Raw genomic sequence first — 15,625 nt, 5'->3', positions numbered from 1 at the left:
CACGTCGCGCCGGCGCGGCACTATCCGACGCGGCGCATCGCCTTCTCCCGGCGCTTCGCGACGCTCGATCCCGACTCGCGGCGCGCCATCCGGCGCAGCACGATCGGCGCGAGCACGAGCCCGGCGACCGCCCAGGCACCGAGCACCGCCGCAGTCTCCAGCTGGCGCCACGACTCCCCGATCTCGATGACTGCAGCCTCATCGGGAAGGAACGCCGACCGCATGCCGAGGCCGAGCCAGTAGATCGGGAACACCTGGGCGATGCTCTGCAACCACGCCGGCAAGGCCGTGATCGGGGCGAAGATGCCCGAGATGGCGATCAACCCGATGACCGGGAGCGAGAGGTAGCCGGCGCCCCGCGGGCTCGAGATCAGCGATCCGAGCATCGCACCGACGGTCTGGGTCGCGACGAGCCCGAGCAGGAGCACCCAGGCGAAGGTGAGCCACGACCGCCAGCTGTCGACGGTGAGACCGTCGACGAGGAAGACCCCGGGAATCAGCAGGATCGCGAGGTACACGAGCACGGTCGCCGAGATCTGCACGAGCTTTCCGAGGAGGTAGGCCGGAATCCCGTTCGGGGTCGCCTTCGCGCGCAGGAGCGTGCCGTCCTCGCGGTCGGCGGCGAGCTGCTGCACCACGAGGAGCATTCCGAGGGCGACGAACATGCCGAGCACACCCGGCAGCATGACGCTGCCCAGGGTGAGTCCGCCCGCTCCTACAGTTCGATCACGGAGGAAGTACACGGCCACGAGTGTGGCGATCGGCCAGAGCAATTGGCCGAACAATGCTGCTCCGGTGAATGCCTGGCGGAGCTCGATGAAGCCGCGACGGAAACCGGCCCGGACTGCGGCGGGCGCTGCGAGCGTCATCGGGATGCCTCTTCCAGTTCGATCTCGGTCGGCGGTGTCGTCGCGAGTTCGGCCTCGCGCACGAGCGTCAGATACGTGTCCTCGAGTGACGCACGCCGGATTTCGAGCTCGCTGATCCCGTGCCCTTCACTCATGAAGAGCTCGCGCACGAACGCGGTGGAGTCGGGAACCGAACGAGCGTGGTGCGCTCCGTCCTGAACCCAGCGGACCTCGTCGTGGCCGACGATCTGTCGGGAGAGCTGCTCGGAAGTGCCGTCGGCGATGATCCGCCCGTCGACGAGGATGATGATCCGGTCGGCGAGGTTCTCCGCTTCGTCGAGGTCGTGCGTCGTGATCAGGATCGTCGCGCCGAGGTCGTCGGAGATCTGCCGCACCAGGCCGTGGAAGTCGCGTCGCGCCTTCGGGTCGAGCCCCGTCGTCGGCTCGTCGAGGAACACCAGGTCGGGCCGGCCGACGAGACCGATCGCCACGTCGAGTCGGCGCCGCTGGCCCCCGGAGAGCTTGCCCACGGGCCTGTGCGCCTGTTCGGCGAGCCCGACTGCGGCGAGGAGGTCGTCGATCCGCCACGGGCGAGGGATCGAGGGAGCGGAATAGCTCTCGTAGAGCGAGCCCTGGTAGGCGAGCAGCTCACGCACTCGCCACTTCGCATGATCGCGCCACGACTGCAGCACCACGCCGATTCGGGCACGCCACTGTTCGTTGCCCTGAGCCGGGTCGAGCCCCAGCACTTCGACGCGCCCGGCGGATCGCATCCGGAACCCCTCGAGCACCTCGATCGTGCTGGTCTTGCCGGCGCCGTTCGGGCCGAGGAGGGCGAGCACCTCGCCTCGGCGCGCACTGAACGACACGTCGTGCAGCACATCGGTCGACCCATAACGCATTCGCAGTCCCTCGACCTCGATCGCGTCCCGCTCGTTCGTCGTCATCGTCTCGTCTCGTCCCGTCTCGTGTCTCGAGTTCGTCCGGCTCTGCCGATGTCAGAGCTGTTCGAGCCGGGTGATGAGTGCGGCGCGGTCGACGCCCGCATAGGCCAGCGCACGGGGCACGGTGCCGAGGTCGGCGCGGAGCACCCCGATGAGGCTGTCGGCGATGGCGAGTCGCTCGCGCTCGGCACGGCTCCGGTCGCGGCGCGCCGTGAAGTTGCCGCGCTTCAGCGCCTCACGGATCGACGCTCCCCAAGCGGGGCGCGAGTTGCCGGTGGCTCGCAACCGCTCCTCGGCGACGGGTTCGACGCCCGCGGAGCGGAGCGCGTGCTCGCGCTCGCCACGGAGCGCCCCCTCGACTCCGGCGTAGTCGAGTCCGGCGTCGGCGAGGATGCCTGCCGCGACATCCCCGCTCGCGGCGATCGAGAGCAGCAGGTGTTCGGCCTCGACCTTGGTCGCGCCGCGCCGTGCAGCCTCGTCGATGGCGCGAATGATGACGGCCTTCAAGCTCACGCCGAGATCTTCGTGCAGTTGCTCAGGCATTGCGCCTCCTCAGTTCGATGCCCGCGGATTCCAGACGCCGCAAGTGCTTCTTGTGCACCGCCTGCCGGGTGACGCCGAGTGCCTCGGCGACCTGGCTCCAACTCCAGCCGGCGCGCATCGCGCGCTCGACGGCGGCGTCTTCGAGACGGTCGGCGAGTTCGCGCAACGCGACGACGGCTGCGAGGTCGTCTGCTTCGGCTCCGGTCGGCTCTGGGATGTGCGGGGTCATATAAGCAACATAAGTTGCCTAGTGCCATTTGTCAACTTGAGTTGCTTGACTCGGCCGGCCGGAGCAGGCCAAGGATCGGGAATCGGCATCTTGACCCGCGCGATCGTCCGAGATGTGATCGAGGTGTGCCGCCCACTCTCGAGTTCTCCGCCGATCCGTCTCGCCTCGACCGAGACCGCGTGCACGTCTGGCTCGCCGAGGAGTCGTACTGGGCGACCGGCCGCACGCGCGAAACGCACGATGCCGCGATCGACGGTTCCCGCAACTACGGCGTCTACGACACGGACACCGGTGAACAGCTCGCCTATGCCCGCGTCATCACCGACGGTGTGACGTTCGCCTGGCTCTGCGACGTGTTCGTCGCGAACGAGGCACGTGGACGCGGCATCGGCATCGCCCTCATCGAGGGCGTCATCGACGAGCTCGCCCCGCTCGACCTGAAACGCATCGCGCTCACGACCGCCGACGCCCACGGTCTCTACGAGAGATTCGGCTTCAGGTCACTCGACCAGCCCGAACAGTGGATGGCCCGCATGGGCGCCGCGACCCGCTGACCGCACACAGAAAAGGATCAGGCGGCACTGGTCTTCGACGCGGCACCCGTCGCCGCGTCCGTCGCGTCGTCCGACTCGCGCCCATACGCGAGCATGAGGAAGCTCGAGCCGTCGGAGCGCGTGAAGTGGTACTCGCGCTCGTGGAGTCGCTCGAACCCCAGCCGGTCGTAGAGTCGCTGCGCGGAGACCATCTCAGGGCCGGTGTTCAGCACGACGCGGCGCACGCCGCGGAGGCGGCCGAGCAGCAGCACGTGATCGACGAGCAGCGCGCCGATGCCGCGCCGCCGCGCCTCGGCTGCGACGCCGAGGAACCGGAAGTCGAGCTCGCCCCCGCGCGCGAGCGGGGAGATCGCCCCACCGGGGCGGGGAGTCGAGACGGTGCCGAGGAGCGCGCCGCTCGCGGCATCCGTCGCCACCCAGACCTGGTGGTCGCGGGCTCGCTCGCCGACCGCCGCGATCGACGCGCGATAGTCGTCGGTCAACGTGAAGTCGACGGCATAGGCGGATTCGACGAGCTCGGAGACGAACTCGGCCTCGTCGTCGCGCATGAGCCGCACCCGAACATCGTCGCGCTGCTGGAGCGCATACCGGTAGACGAGGGCCTCGACCTCGACCGACGACACAGCGGCCTCACGCGCGGGCACGCGGTCGAACCCCAACCGCTCGTACAGCGCCTGGGCGCGCGTGTTCGCCGCGCCGGTGTCGAGCACGAGCGCGTCGGCACCCCACTCGAGCGCCGCTTCGAGGCTCGCCCGCATGAGGGCCTCGCCGAGGCCGGCGCCCTGGGTGGCGGGATCGACGGCGAGCAAGCGGATCTCGGCCTCGCCGGGCACCGCGACTCTCGAGTACGGCGTCGCAGCACGTAGCACGCTCGCTGTGCCCGTCACCCGGCCGTCGTCGTCGACACTGACGAGCACGGCTCCGGATGCCGCCCTGCCGGCGGTGTCGCGTTCGAAGTAACGCCGCTCGGCGCTCTTCGGCAGGTGGCCGTAGGGCCCGGCGGCGAAGGCGCGCTCGATGAGCTCGGCTTCGACGGTCGACTCGTGCGGCAGGATGTGGCGGATTTCGGGCAAGGGGCGACGTGATGATGCATTCATGGGGATCGCTTCCAGCCTAGATGCGCTCGCGTCCGACCGTCTCGACGCTCGCGGCGCACGATTCTGCGATGGGACGCCGGATGCGTGCGCCTGCTGGGTCGTAGCCTTGGGAGCGTGACAGCGTTCGTCTCAGCCCTCGATCTCTTCTCGATCGGGATCGGCCCCTCGAGTTCGCACACCGTGGGCCCGATGCGGGCGGCGCGGGCCTTCGCCGAGCACCTCGACGACACCGGTCTCCTCGACCGCGTGAGCCGCGTCACGTGCTCGCTCTACGGCTCGCTCGGCGCCACGGGGCTCGGCCACGGCACGCCCGACGCGGTGGTCGCAGGCCTCGCTGGGCTCCGGCCCGACGAGTGCGATCCCGATGAGGTACGCGGCGCTTGGTCCCGACTCGGCGACGACGGTGCCGAGGTTCGCCTCGCCGGCCGGCATCCCATCACCGTGGCGCAGCACGACGTCAGCCTCGAACCGCGCACTCGCCTGCCCGGGCATCCGAACGCGATGACGCTGCAGGCGTGGAGCGCCGACGATGCGCTCCCGCTCGCCGAGGAGACGTACTACTCCGTCGGAGGCGGCTTCATCCGCCGCGAGGGCGATGCCCCGCACGAGTCGGAGGCACTGCGGCATCCGCTGCCCTACTCCAATGCCGCCGAACTGCTCGAGCTCTGCGACGAGCACGGCGTCTCGTTCTGCGACATCGCCCGCTCGAACGAGATCGCGGTGCACGGCGAAGCCGGTATCGACGCAGGTCTCGACGCGATCTGGGCCGCGATGGCGCTGTGCGTCTCGCGCGGGCTCGCGACCGACGGCACGCTGCCCGGCGGCCTCCGCGTGAAGCGGCGTGCGCCCGAGGTGCGACGCCGGCTCGAGGAATACGACCGCGACGAGCACGCCAGTGCCAGCCACCACCGCGACACGTCGACCGAGTGGCTGCACGCCTTCGCCCTCGCCGTCAACGAGGAGAACGCCTCGGGGGGTCGGGTCGTGACGGCGCCGACGAATGGCGCGGCGGGCATCATTCCGGCCGTCGGGCACTACTACCTGCGATTCGTCCCGGGAGCGGATGCCGCCGGCATCCGCCGCTTCCTCCTCACGGCGGCGGCGATCGCCTCGCTCGTGAAGAAGAACGCCTCGATCTCGGGCTCAGAGGGCGGATGCCAGGCCGAGGTCGGCTCGGCGTGCGCCATGGCGGCCGGGGCGTTGTGCGCCGTGCTCGGCGGCACCCCACGCCAGATCGAGAACGCCGCCGAGATCGCCATGGAGCATCACCTCGGCCTCACGTGCGACCCCGTCGGCGGCCTCGTGCAGGTGCCGTGCATCGAGCGCAACGCGATCGCCGCGTCCACGGCCGTCTCGGCGGCTCGGCTCGCGCTGCACGGCGACGGCACGCACCTCGTCTCGCTCGACACCGTCATCGAGACGATGCGCCAGACCGGGCTCGACATGATGACGAAGTACAAGGAGACGAGCGAGGGTGGCCTCGCGGTGAACGTCATCGAGTGCTGAGCGCTGCATTGCAGCAGGGGTGCCCCCCGGTCGGGGACGGTCCGGAGCCTCGCGCTGACCCCTCGTCATCTGCCATGGTGTGCAGATGAACACCGCCCCCGCCCCCAATCTCGACTCCCTTCTCGGTGCCGGCTTCGTCGGACTCATCATCGGCATCGTCGTCTACCTCGGCGTCCTCGCACTCTCGCTCTGGATCGGCTACCTGATCATGAAAGCCGCGGTTCGCAACGGACTCCGCGAGCACACCGTGTGGCTCGAGAGTCGCCGCGGACAGTTGCGCTGACGCACCGAACCCGTTCACCGACGGCATTCACACCGTCTGGGCGGGTTACGGCCTGTTGCGCCGTCGGGCGCGCGATCCACAGCTCCCGGCTAGCGTGGCGCCATGACCGCTCTCGAACCCGGCTCCGCGCTCGTCTCGCCCCAATGGCTCGCCGACCACCTCGAACACCCGGCACTCGTCGTCGTCGACGCGACCGTGCTCGGAGTCGAGACCGACGCCGGGTTCCGCTGGCTGAGCGGCCTCGACGAGTACCTCATCGAAGGCCATGTGCCGGGCGCGGTGTTCGCCGACCTGCTCGAGGAGTTCTCCGACCCGGCGGCCGGCCTGACGTTCGCCCGGCCCGATGCCGCCCAGCTCGAGGCCGCGGCTCGAGGGGCGGGCATCGACGATGACGTCACCGTCGTCGTCTACGATTCCGCGATCGGGCAATGGGCCGCTCGGCTCTGGTGGCTGCTCCGCTCAGCCGGTGTCGAACGGGTCGCCGTACTCGACGGCGGCCTCGCCAGGTGGCGGGCCGAGGGCCGCCCCGTCGACGACGGGTACCAGCAGCCCCGCGCCGCCGGCCGCTTGACGCTCGACGAGCGCCCCGAACGCTGGGCCGACAAGGCCGAGGTCGAGCAGGTCGTCGCGGGCGAATCGGATGCCGCGCTCATCTGCGCCCTGCCCGCGAGCGAGTTCCGTGGCGAGACGGGCCGACGGCCGCGACGCGGTCACATCCCGCGGAGCGTCAGCGTGCCCGTGTCGACGCTCGTCGACCGCGAGTCGCGCGCATTCCTGCGGGGCGACGCGCTCGGCGAGCGGCTGCAGGGCGTCGAGACCGCGGCATCCGAGCGACCTCGAACGATCGTGTACTGCGGTGCCGGCATCGCCGCCGCCGGCGCAGCACTCGCACTGCACCTGGCCGGCCACGAGGACATCGCGATCTACGACGGCTCCCTCGAGGAGTGGGCGGCCGACGACGACGCTCCCCTCGTCACCCTCGCGGGCTGAAGGCCGGCGCCTCGCTCGGTAATGCAGAGACGGACGGGCAGTCATCGGTGTCCCGCCCGATGACCGCCCGCCCGAGTCCAGCGCGCCGGCTCAGCAGGCGCAGGTGATCGCGCCGTCGGTGACGGCTCCGCCCGCGAGCCCTGCAGGAGTCACGTTCGTGAGCGCGTCGGGCGCGAGTTGCGCGGGGCCGTCGGCGGTGTCGTAGGCGAAGCCCTCGCGCGCCCAGTACTCGAAGCCGCCGAGCATCTCCTTCACGGGGTGTCCGAGGAGCGCGAACTCGAGCGCAGCGCGCGTGCCGCCGTTGCATGCAGGGCCCCAGCAGTAGACGACGACGGGCGTGCCCGAAGGGATCCGCTCGGATGCCTCGGCGGCGATGCGGCGCCAGGGCAGGTGGATCGCTCCCGGCACATGCCCCTGGGCCCACGACTCATCACTTCGTGCGTCGACGAGCACGAAACCCGGTTCTGCCTCGGCGAGCCCGGCGGCGACGTCGGAGACGTCGGACTCGAAGCCGAGCCGGCCGCGGAAGTGTGCGACGGCGTCGCTCTGTGAGGCGACGTGCTCGAAGAGGGCGGATGCGGCGAGGGTGGTGGTCTGGGTCATGTCTCCACCCTTGCAGTGCGACCGCCGCGGCCACCCGTGAAATCGCGCCGCCGTGCCGCGAAATTCCGCCAGCGTCGCACCCGGATGCCGCGTCCGGTCGGGCGCGGGCTCTCCTAGGCCGGCGCGAAGAACGCGGTGGCCGCGGCGCCGAGCGCGGCGAGGTCGTCGACGTGGGCGAGCTCGCGGGCGGAGTGCATCGAGAGCAGGGGCACGCCCACGTCGACGGTGCGGATGCCGAGCCGCGTCGCGCTGAGCGGCCCGATCGTGGAGCCGCACGGGATCGCGTTGTTGGAGACGAACGGCTGCGTCGGCACGCCCGCCTGCTCGCATACCCGCGCCCAGAGTGCCGCACCCACGGCGTCGCTCGCGTAACGCTGGTTGGCGTTGAGCTTCAGGAGCGGGCCGCCGCCGAGCACGGGCCGATTGGCGGGATCATGGCGTTCGGGGTAGTTCGGGTGCACCGCATGGCCCGCATCCGAGGAGAGCAGCCATGAGTCCGCGAACGCTCGGCGGCGCTCGGTCGGGTCGGCCCCGAGGCCGGCCGACACGCGGGCGAGCACATCCTCGAGGAACGGGCCGCTTGCGCCCGACCGCGACTCCGATCCGAGTTCCTCGTGGTCGAACGCGGCGAGCACGCTGAGGTGCGGGGCGGCATCCGACCCGGCGGCGGATGCCTCGAGCAGCGCGACGAGGCCTGCATACACCGAGCTCAGGTTGTCCATGCGGCCCGCCGCGAAGAACACCTCGTCGAGCCCGAAGCGCGCCGGCGGCTGAGTGTCGGCGAGGAGCAGGTCCCAGCCGGCGATGTCGTCGACGGCGACGCCCGACTCGGCGAATCCCCGTGCCAGCAGCTCGGCGCCCGGCGCATCCGCCGCTGCACCCCAGATGGGCTGCGTGTGGAGTTGCTTGTCGAGCTTCAGTCCGTCGTTCACGCCGCGATCGAGATGGATCGCGAGTTGCGGGATGCGCAGCATCGGCCCGGAGCGCACGAGGTGCTCGACCCCGTCGCGGGTGACGACTCGCCCCGCGACCTCGAGTTCGCGGTCGAGCCAGGAGTTCAGCAACGGTCCGCCGTAGACCTCGACGCCCGCACGCAGGAGGCCTGCTCCCTCGGACGTCGGGTTCGGCTTCAGCTTGAACGACGGCGAGTCGGTGTGGGCGCCGACAATCCGGAACGGCGTCGTTGCGGTCGCCCCCTCTGGCTGCACCCAGGCGATGACGGCGCCATCGCGTACGACCACGCGCCGACCAGTTCCCGCCGGCCAGTCGTCGCGCTCGTCGAGCCGTTCGAAGCCGGCCTCCTCGAGCCGTCGCGCCACCTCTTCGGCCGCGTGGTACGACGATGGCGCGGCGCCGATGAACCGGGCGAAGTCGGAGACGTAGGCGTCGGTGTCGGTGCTGGCGTTGGTGTCGGTCTCGCTGTGGGGTGCGGGCATCCTCCCATCCAACACCCCGAGGCGGTCGAGGGCGAGTCTGCGCGCCGCTCGGCCGATCAGGCGAAGCGCACGACGGCCTGCAGGCGCGAGCGCACCTCCATGACCTCGGTGCCTCCGAGGTGCGCCGAGCCCGGCAATCCCTCGCGCACGGCGCTCGCGAGCCGAGACCGCTGCACGAGGGCGACGACGGCGCCACGGATGCTGCCGCCGACCTCGAGCGGCTCCTCGGCGTGGTCGTCGGGCACGACCACGATGAGCGCGGTCGGCTTCACGCGGGCCGCCCGGCCGATTGCCTTCGCGCGAGCCGCGAGGGCACGGATCGGCCGCTCGCCGTCGAGCGCCTCGCCGACGAGCTCGTTGCGGCGGAGCGTCACGGGGCCGCCCCAGTCCTCGGACTGGATCGCGAACAGGCCCGTCGGCCCGAGCACGAGGTGATCGAGTTTCGGGGGCTGCCCGGGGCCCGCGGCATCCGTCGCCACGTCATGCCAGACCGTGTAGGCGATGCCGAGGGTCGCGAGCGAGCGAGCGGTCGCCTCTTCGGCGAGGGCGTCAGCGAGCACGTGACGGATGTCGCGAGGCGCGCCGCGCACGAGCGCCGGGTCGTACGGATCCTCGAGCTGCACCCCCCGGCCCGCCCACTCGCGGATGAGCCCGAGGTATCGCTCGCGAGAGAGCCCTCCGGGGTGACCGTAGGAGCGCGAGAGCGGGCGCGAGTCGCGGCGGGCCTTCGGTGCGGCCGGCGCCCAGGCCTCACGGGTCGGCGCCGGTGCACCGCCGCGGGATCCCCGGTCGAACGCGGCTCGCGCCTCGGGCGTGCCGACGAGCTCCCATGCGCGCTGCACCGCGTCGAAGCGTGCGGTGTCGCCGCCGGTGTCGGGGTGCGCGCTGCGGAGCGCTCGCCGGTAGGCGAGGCGGAGTGCGGCGGCATCCGCGTCGGATGGCACGCCGAGCACCTCGTATGGTGAGGCGGAGAGCGGACTGTCGGGCATGGGCTCGCTTTCGAATGTGCGTCCACGAGAATACCCCGCTCAGCTCGGTGATCGCCGTGCCGTGCCGTTCACACGGATGCCGCGCCGCCACGTCATTCGGCCGGCAGCAGCAGGATCCCGTCGTCGATGAGCCCGCGCACGGCGGGCAGCAGCTCGGCCGCGAGCTCCGACTCGTCGACGTCGAGCAGTTGCGCGACCGCGTCGATGATCGCGCCGACGGGGAGCTCGCCGTCGCACGCGCCCACGAGCGCGGCGAGGCCGGTGTCGAGCCCGATCGTGCGTCCGAAGCCGCCGCCCTGGCGCAGCAGCATCGCGGTCGGATGCTCGTCGCCGGGCCAGAAATGGCGCTCCTCGGTGACGTCGCCGGCCACGGTGAGCCGCAGCGCGGCGACCTCCTCGTCGCCGAGCGCCGCCTGGCGGTCGTGCGCGTCGAGGCACGCGGCGAAGTGCACCCCGAGCGGAGCATCATCGTTCCCCAGCGCGCCGTGCCGGCGCTCGAGGCGCGCCAGCGGGGCGACGGAACGGGCGGCGGCCGGGCGTCGCAGCAGCACGTACCCGAACCCGATCTCGCGCACCCCGCGCGCGTCGAAGTCGTCGAGCCATGCCTCGTAGAGCCGGTCGAAGTCGGGGGTGCCCGGCCGCGTGCCGCCGTCGCGGATCCAGGTCTCGGCGTACTCGGTGATGCGTTGCCGCTCGCGTTCCACGATCCAGTGGTCGAGCCCGCCGGCCCACTCGCGCACACGCTCGAGTCCGTCATCCGTGGCCCGATACTCCCAGTTGCCGAGCAGCTGCGCAACACCGCCCGGCTCGAGGTGCGCGGCCGCGTCACGGACGACGGCTTCGACGAGCGCGTCACCCACCATTCCGCCGTCGCGGTACTCGTACTCGGGAACGCCGACGACTCGCGGCGTGATCACGAACGGCGGGTTCGACACGATCCGGTCGAACCGCTCACCCGCAACGGGCTCGAAGAGGCTGCCGTGGCGGAACTCGACGCCGTCGATGCCGTTGAGCTCGACGTTGAGACCGGCAAGACGGAGGGCCCGTTCCGAGATGTCGGTCGCCACGACGTGAGCGGAGAACCGCGTGGCGTGCATCGCCTGGATCCCGCACCCGGTGCCGAGGTCGAGCACTCGCGCCGCGGGAGTCGGCAGCATCAGGCCGCTGAGCGTCATCGACGCACCGCCAACGCCGAGCACGTGGTGCTCGCCGAGGGCATGGCCGAGCGCGAGCTCGCCCAGGTCGGAGAGGATCCACCACTCGACCGTGCCGACCGCATCGGTGAACGTGTACGGCCTGAGGTCGAGTGCAGCGCGAACGGATGCCGCGTCGAGCGCAGTCGCGGCATCGCCGACCGGGTCGGCAGCACCGGCGGGCGCGAGCAGCCCGAGCTCCGTGGCACCATCCACGCCGAGCGCCGGCAACGCGTGCTCGGCCTCGGAGCGCGGCACGTCGAATCCGAGCACGAACAGCTCGGCGAGCGTCGCGAGGTCGGCGGAGGCACCGTGCTCGGCCCGGCGCGCATCGAGCACGCGGCGTGCCGGCACTCGCTCGCCGCGATGCAGCGCCGCCGCGGCATCCGCTCCCCACAGCTCTTCGAGCGAGCCGACCGTGAACTTCGCGCGGGTGAGGTCGGAGCGGAGTCGCGGCAGCAGGTCGGTCGTGCGTGCTGCGCTCGGCCGGATGCCACGTTCGGTGCTCATCCGTCCATTCAAGCGCACGAGACATCGTCACCCAGCCGTCACCTGCCGTACACGTCGGACCGGCGCGTGTAACCCCTTCGTCATACGGTGCACGTAGCGTTGGTTACGATCGAGACAGCGAGGGGAGGTCGCGGATGGCTGAGGCATCGACACTCGAGCTGCTGCGACAGCATGCGCGAGACGAACTCTCAGCGCTCATCGAACTGCGCTGCCGTCTCGGCGAAGATCCCTGGGTGTTCCTGCCCGAGCTGCCGTCGGTCGACGAGCAGGTCGTCGCGACACTCCGCGAGGAGCGACTGCACTCCGAGCGATGGAGCCCGGCACGGGCACGCGCCTATCACCCTGCCGCGCGCGAGGGCGAGGCCGCCCGCTTCGAATACGACCTGCTGCGCGAGATCGCGCTCGAGCACCCCGAGTTGAGCTCGGCGGTCTGGTCGGTGCTCGACCGCGTACCCGCCTGGTAGCACTCTGAGGCCGGGCCGGCTCAGCTCAGTCCACGTCGCTTCAGGCCCCGACCACCGGCACGAGCTGCCGCCGTTGCACGCGCATCCACGTGATGAAGCCGAAGATCGTGAACGCCCCATAGAACAGGTAGAGCAGGGCCGAGGCGTAATAGCCGGCGCTCACGAGCAACGGCACCCCGACGATGTCGACGGCGACCCAGATGAGCCAGAACTCGGTCCACCCTTTCGCCATCCCCCACGTCGCGAGCAGTGAGCCCATGAAGATCCACGCGTCGGCCCAGACGGGCTCGAACGAGCCGAGGGCCTGGAACACCGGCGTGAGCACGAGGGTGCCGCCGATGAGTGCCGCACCGAGCAGGATCCGGGTGCGGCCGCTCGCCCAGCGCGGATCGACGGCGTTCGCGCTCACGTGGCGGTGCTGCGACCAGCGAATCCAGCCGAAGACCGACACGGCGATGAACATGAGCTGCCGGCCGGCCTGCCCCAGCAGGTTCACGGGATTCGGGGTGTCGAAGACGGCGCCGAGGAACACCGTGAAGAGCAGGGCGTTGCCCACGATCCCCACGGGCCACGCCCAGACCTTGCGGCGCAATCCGCCGAGCGCGCTCGCGAGGCCGAACAGGTTTCCGACGATCTCCCGCCACAGGATCATCTGGTCGCCGATCACGAGCTCCGCGTCGAAGAGCCACTCGATCGGGTTCATCGGGCCATGGTTTCGACTCGGCGTCGGGAGCGCCGCATCACGAGCACAGCCACGAGGCGCCAGCCGAGGAGGAACACGGCCAGGGTGATCGCGGCGACGAGCACGAACGCGAACTGCACGCCCTGCCCAGACGCGACCCGGAGGAGCAGCCCGGCGCCGAGGGTGACGGCCCAGATCACGGCTCCTGTCGGCCAGACGGCGAGCGGATGCCGCCACGCGAGGCTCACCAGCCAACCGGCGACGAGGCCCACCATGAACGGCCACGCCGTGCTGCCGATGCCCGCCATGTCCAGCGACTCATGATGGCTCGTGCGCCCGATCGTCACGAACACGTGCACGAGCACGAGGTCGAGGAGCGCCGCCATCACGATCGTTCCCATACGGGGGCGCCTTCGTTCACTCATGCTCCCATCGTAAGGACCACGAGGCGAGACACGCCGTCCGGCGACGCTCACGGTGTCGCCGCAAGCGATTCGAGCGCGTCAGGGTCATCCACCGGCATCGCGCACACGAAGGCGCGACAGCGATAGGCGGCCGGCGCGCCGCCGTGCGCGGTGCGGCCCTCGAACAGCTCGAAGCCGGCATCGGCGAAGGCGCGCGCCTGCGACTCGGTGACGATGGTCGAGACGGATGCCTCGTGCCGCCGCGTCGCCGCGATGACCGCCGCCTCTGGCTCGCCAGCCTCGTCCGACGGGTCGGGCACGACGGTGACGAGTTGCACGATCGGAACCGCGAGCCGGGCCATGAGGCCGAGCGCACCGCCGAAGGCGATGGGCCGCGAGAGCGCGATTCCGGCTACAGCCCGCATCGCCGCTTCAGCGGCTTCGCGGTAGTGATCGCCGGCACCGAGCAGGTAGAGCTTCCACGCGGCATCCGCGCACGCGGTGACTCCCGATGGCGTGACTCCTTCCGCCGGGTCGGCCGGCATCGTGAGGCCGCGCGCGGCGAGCACGGGGTCGGCGCCGCCTGGCGCGGCGAACGGAACGCTCCCGGGGTTCGGCGCACGATCGGCTGCCGCGATGGCATCATCGAGGAGCTCCCGGGCCTTGACGGCGAAGACGACCTCGCCCGTCGCCACCGAGAGCTCCAACAGTCCGTTGACGAGCATCCCGGTGTCTTCGAGGGTCGCCGTCGCGGCCGAGGCGACGCCGCCGAGCGACGCTCGCACGAGACGACCCTCGACCGGCAGGTGATGCTCGAGGAGGAAGTCCGCCGCGCGCCGTGCCGCGTCGAGGGCAACGGCGTCGTCGAACGCGAACGCGGTCCGCGCGAGAGATTCGATCGCGAGGCCGTTCCAGCCCGTGAGCACCTTCTCGTCGAGCGCCGGCGGATCGAGTCCGGCGCGCCCCGCGGCGTCCCGCTGGTAGTACCCGCCCTCGCTCCGCACGCCGTCGATGGTGCTCTCCGAGTCCTGCGCGCTCGCGAATGCGCCGCCGGGGAGCTGCATGCGCTCAGTCAGGAAGGCGACAAGCCCTCGCGCGAGCGAGGCAGCCCACTGCGCCTCGGGATCCCGCTGCGCGATCCGTGCGGCGACGCCGAGCAACTGGGCATTGTCGGTGAGCATCCGCTCGTAGTGAGGATCGCTCCAGTCCGCTCGGGTCGCGTAGCGGAAGAACCCGCCTTCGACGGCGTCGCGCAACGGCGACGCTCCCATGAGCTTGAGCGTGCGTGCGGCGAGCTCGCGCGCTCGAGGCCCGGCGTCGACGAGGAAACCGAGAACCGGCGCGACCGGGAACTTCGGCGCGGTGCCGAATCCACCATGGACCCGGTCCTCATCGGCCGCCAGGAACTCGACCGCATCCTGGAGTTGATCGGTCGAGGGGAGCTCGCCTTCAGTCTCGGCCCCGGATGCCTCGGCCAGCGCATCGGCGACGGCGACGGCCGTCTCGTCGAGCTGCTCGCGGCGCTCGCGCCAGGCTTCGTCGACGGCGGCGAGCACCTGGGAGAACGACGGGATGCCGCGCATCGCCTGCGGCGGAAAGTACGTGCCGGCGTAGAACGTGCGCCCCTCTGGCGTGGCGAAGACGGTGAGCGGCCATCCGAGCTCCCGAGTGAACGCGGAAGCGGCGGCGAGGTAGCTCGAGTCCACCTCGGGATGCTCCTCGCGGTCGACCTTGATCGCGACGAACCGCTCGTTCAGCATTCGGGCGACGACGTCGTCGCTGAAGCTCTCGCGCGCCATGACATGGCACCAATGGCACGTCGCGTAGCCGATGGACACGAGCACGGGAACGTCGCGTTCGCGGGCGGCAGCGAATGCGGCCTCACCCCACGGATACCAGTCCACAGGATTCGAGGCGTGGGCCCGCAGGTACGGACTCATGGCATCGGCGAGACGGTTCCCCATCTGTTCAGCGTACGTGGGGTATGCGGCAGCAGGGGGAAGAACCCTTAAACCAAAGAGGGCCGCCCAACCTTGGGCGGCCCTCTTCGAAATAATGTCCGGCGGTGTCCTACTCTCCCACAGGGTCGCCCCTGCAGTACCATCGGCGCTGCGAGTCTTAGCTTCCGGGTTCGGAATGTGTCCGGGCGTTTCCCTCGCGCTATGGCCGCCGAAACTCTAGCCACACCCACTGCCAACGTGGTGGTGGGGTGTGTGGTCTCGGTGACCCGCCCGACAACCGGGAAACGACCGGGGTCGTTGTCAGGTTGTGGGCAGGGTGGTGCTGTGTTGAGTTATGTTGTGGTCTGTTTCCGTCTGAAGGGAACCACAGAGTGGACGCGAGCAATCTT

Annotated in this window: 17 protein-coding genes and 1 rRNA gene; 5 read left to right on the top strand and 13 right to left on the bottom strand. The window is 70.7% G+C overall.

Annotated elements, in window-relative coordinates:
• Nucleotides 1–20: 20 nt before the first annotated feature.
• Genes ESP51_RS08795 through ESP51_RS08780 form a run of 4 tightly spaced genes read right to left on the bottom strand, consistent with a single transcriptional unit; the run spans nucleotide 21 to nucleotide 2,564 of the window.
• On the bottom strand, nucleotides 21–869 hold the full coding sequence (locus tag ESP51_RS08795) for an ABC transporter permease (RefSeq protein WP_129520533.1): 849 nt from the start codon (nucleotides 867–869) through the stop codon (nucleotides 21–23).
• Nucleotides 866–1,795: an ABC transporter ATP-binding protein gene (locus ESP51_RS08790; protein WP_129520532.1), complete on the bottom strand. Its 930-nt coding sequence runs from the start codon at nucleotides 1,793–1,795 to the stop codon at nucleotides 866–868. Before ESP51_RS08790 ends, ESP51_RS08795 begins: the two co-directional genes overlap by 4 nt.
• Before the next feature lie 51 nt (nucleotides 1,796–1,846).
• Nucleotides 1,847–2,335 carry a Clp protease N-terminal domain-containing protein gene (locus tag ESP51_RS08785; RefSeq protein ID WP_129520531.1) on the bottom strand — a complete coding sequence of 163 codons (489 nt, stop codon included), beginning with the start codon at nucleotides 2,333–2,335 and terminating at the stop codon, nucleotides 1,847–1,849.
• On the bottom strand, nucleotides 2,328–2,564 hold the full coding sequence (locus ESP51_RS08780; RefSeq protein ID WP_129520530.1) for a helix-turn-helix domain-containing protein: 237 nt from the start codon (nucleotides 2,562–2,564) through the stop codon (nucleotides 2,328–2,330). The genes ESP51_RS08785 and ESP51_RS08780 overlap by 8 nt, the downstream gene beginning before the upstream one ends.
• Nucleotides 2,565–2,689: 125 nt before the next feature.
• Between ESP51_RS08780 and ESP51_RS08775 the strand changes: the two genes are divergently transcribed.
• Nucleotides 2,690–3,118 (top strand): GNAT family N-acetyltransferase, encoded by a 429-nt coding sequence (locus ESP51_RS08775; protein WP_129520529.1) that lies wholly within the window; start codon nucleotides 2,690–2,692, stop codon nucleotides 3,116–3,118.
• Between the two features lie 17 nt (nucleotides 3,119–3,135).
• Here the strand turns inward: ESP51_RS08775 and ESP51_RS08770 are convergent, their stop codons facing one another.
• Nucleotides 3,136–4,191, bottom strand: a complete 1,056-nt coding sequence (locus tag ESP51_RS08770) for a GNAT family N-acetyltransferase (protein ID WP_164990468.1) — start codon at nucleotides 4,189–4,191, stop codon at nucleotides 3,136–3,138.
• 138 nt (nucleotides 4,192–4,329) lie between these two features.
• Between ESP51_RS08770 and ESP51_RS08765 the strand changes: the two genes are divergently transcribed.
• The 3 genes from ESP51_RS08765 to ESP51_RS08755 all read left to right on the top strand — a co-directional run bounded on the left by ESP51_RS08765 (nucleotide 4,330) and on the right by ESP51_RS08755 (nucleotide 6,994).
• Nucleotides 4,330–5,721: an L-serine ammonia-lyase gene (locus ESP51_RS08765; RefSeq protein WP_129520527.1), complete on the top strand. Its 1,392-nt coding sequence runs from the start codon at nucleotides 4,330–4,332 to the stop codon at nucleotides 5,719–5,721.
• Nucleotides 5,722–5,806: 85 nt separating this feature from the next.
• Nucleotides 5,807–6,004: a hypothetical protein gene (locus ESP51_RS08760; RefSeq protein ID WP_129520526.1), complete on the top strand. Its 198-nt coding sequence runs from the start codon at nucleotides 5,807–5,809 to the stop codon at nucleotides 6,002–6,004.
• Between the two features lie 102 nt (nucleotides 6,005–6,106).
• Nucleotides 6,107–6,994: a sulfurtransferase gene (locus tag ESP51_RS08755; protein ID WP_129520525.1), complete on the top strand. Its 888-nt coding sequence runs from the start codon at nucleotides 6,107–6,109 to the stop codon at nucleotides 6,992–6,994.
• A 90-nt stretch (nucleotides 6,995–7,084) separates the two neighbouring features.
• Here ESP51_RS08755 and ESP51_RS08750 read toward each other — a convergent pair whose 3' ends face one another.
• From ESP51_RS08750 to ESP51_RS08735, 4 genes are all read right to left on the bottom strand, one after another.
• On the bottom strand, nucleotides 7,085–7,597 hold the full coding sequence (locus tag ESP51_RS08750) for a rhodanese-like domain-containing protein (RefSeq protein WP_129520524.1): 513 nt from the start codon (nucleotides 7,595–7,597) through the stop codon (nucleotides 7,085–7,087).
• A 113-nt stretch (nucleotides 7,598–7,710) separates the two neighbouring features.
• Nucleotides 7,711–9,033, bottom strand: a complete 1,323-nt coding sequence (locus ESP51_RS08745) for a M18 family aminopeptidase (protein WP_129520523.1) — start codon at nucleotides 9,031–9,033, stop codon at nucleotides 7,711–7,713.
• A 56-nt stretch (nucleotides 9,034–9,089) separates the two neighbouring features.
• Complete coding sequence (locus tag ESP51_RS08740; protein WP_129520522.1) at nucleotides 9,090–10,022, bottom strand: DnaJ domain-containing protein; 933 nt, start codon at nucleotides 10,020–10,022, stop codon at nucleotides 9,090–9,092.
• Nucleotides 10,023–10,114: 92 nt separating this feature from the next.
• A complete protein-coding gene (locus tag ESP51_RS08735; RefSeq protein WP_129520521.1) occupies nucleotides 10,115–11,725 on the bottom strand; it encodes a DUF7059 domain-containing protein in 1,611 nt (536 codons plus the stop codon).
• A gap of 134 nt (nucleotides 11,726–11,859) precedes the next feature.
• Between ESP51_RS08735 and ESP51_RS08730 the strand changes: the two genes are divergently transcribed.
• Nucleotides 11,860–12,189: a hypothetical protein gene (locus ESP51_RS08730; protein WP_129520520.1), complete on the top strand. Its 330-nt coding sequence runs from the start codon at nucleotides 11,860–11,862 to the stop codon at nucleotides 12,187–12,189.
• A gap of 40 nt (nucleotides 12,190–12,229) precedes the next feature.
• On the opposite strand, the gene pnuC is transcribed toward ESP51_RS08730, so the two are convergent.
• The 4 genes from pnuC to rrf form a co-directional block, all read right to left on the bottom strand.
• Complete coding sequence (gene pnuC / locus ESP51_RS08725) at nucleotides 12,230–12,892, bottom strand: nicotinamide riboside transporter PnuC (protein WP_129520519.1); 663 nt, start codon at nucleotides 12,890–12,892, stop codon at nucleotides 12,230–12,232.
• Complete coding sequence (locus tag ESP51_RS08720) at nucleotides 12,889–13,296, bottom strand: DUF3054 domain-containing protein (RefSeq protein ID WP_241843074.1); 408 nt, start codon at nucleotides 13,294–13,296, stop codon at nucleotides 12,889–12,891. Before ESP51_RS08720 ends, pnuC begins: the two co-directional genes overlap by 4 nt.
• Nucleotides 13,297–13,343: 47 nt before the next feature.
• Nucleotides 13,344–15,239 (bottom strand): thioredoxin domain-containing protein, encoded by a 1,896-nt coding sequence (locus tag ESP51_RS08715; RefSeq protein WP_129520518.1) that lies wholly within the window; start codon nucleotides 15,237–15,239, stop codon nucleotides 13,344–13,346.
• 93 nt (nucleotides 15,240–15,332) lie between these two features.
• Nucleotides 15,333–15,449: ribosomal RNA gene (gene rrf, locus ESP51_RS08710) — 5S ribosomal RNA — on the bottom strand.
• Nucleotides 15,450–15,625: the final 176 nt, after the last annotated feature.

The organism is Agromyces albus (assembly GCF_004134825.1).
Taxonomy (GTDB): domain Bacteria; phylum Actinomycetota; class Actinomycetes; order Actinomycetales; family Microbacteriaceae; genus Agromyces; species Agromyces albus.
This window is presented reverse-complemented; position numbering and strand designations above follow the sequence as displayed.